Annotated in this window: 1 protein-coding gene; it reads left to right on the forward strand. The window is 45.7% G+C overall.

The window, feature by feature from the left end:
- Positions 1-618: EF-Tu/IF-2/RF-3 family GTPase (locus CWB72_RS13990; protein ID WP_252371561.1), on the forward strand; the 618-nt coding region annotated here is incomplete at its 5' end.
- Positions 619-696 lie beyond the last annotated feature (78 nt).

The raw sequence follows: 696 nt of genomic DNA on the forward strand, positions 1-696 counted from the left end.
GTAGAGCTTGCAGAAGCACTAGATTCTTACATCCCAGAGCCAGAGCGTGACATCGATAAGCCATTCATCATGCCTATCGAAGACGTATTCTCAATCCAGGGTCGTGGTACAGTAGTAACAGGCCGTGTTGAAGCTGGTATCATCAACGTGAACGACGAAGTTGAAATCGTAGGTATTAAAGAAACTACGAAGACAACTTGTACGGGTGTTGAAATGTTCCGTAAGCTTCTAGACGAAGGTCGTGCTGGTGAGAACATCGGTGCACTTCTACGTGGTACTAAGCGTGACGAAGTTGAGCGTGGTCAGGTTCTTTGTAAGCCTGGTTCAATCAACCCACACACGAAGTTCACTTCAGAAGTATACGTACTATCTAAAGATGAAGGTGGTCGTCATACTCCATTCTTCAAAGGTTACCGTCCACAGTTCTACTTCCGTACAACTGACGTAACAGGTGACGTACAGTTACCAGAAGGCGTAGAAATGGTAATGCCAGGTGACAACATCAAGATGACTGTTGAGCTAATCGTTCCAATCGCGATGGACGAAGGTCTACGTTTCGCGATCCGTGAAGGTGGCCGTACAGTAGGTGCTGGTGTTGTAGCTTCAATCGTAGAATAATCTACAGATTGCAGTAACACTGTGAAAAAGGTCGTTTCCTTGTAAAAGGTGCGGCCTTTTTTAATGCCTGAGATTTGC

The organism is Pseudoalteromonas phenolica, assembly GCF_005886345.1.
GTDB classification, from domain to species: Bacteria; Pseudomonadota; Gammaproteobacteria; order Enterobacterales; family Alteromonadaceae; genus Pseudoalteromonas; species Pseudoalteromonas phenolica_A.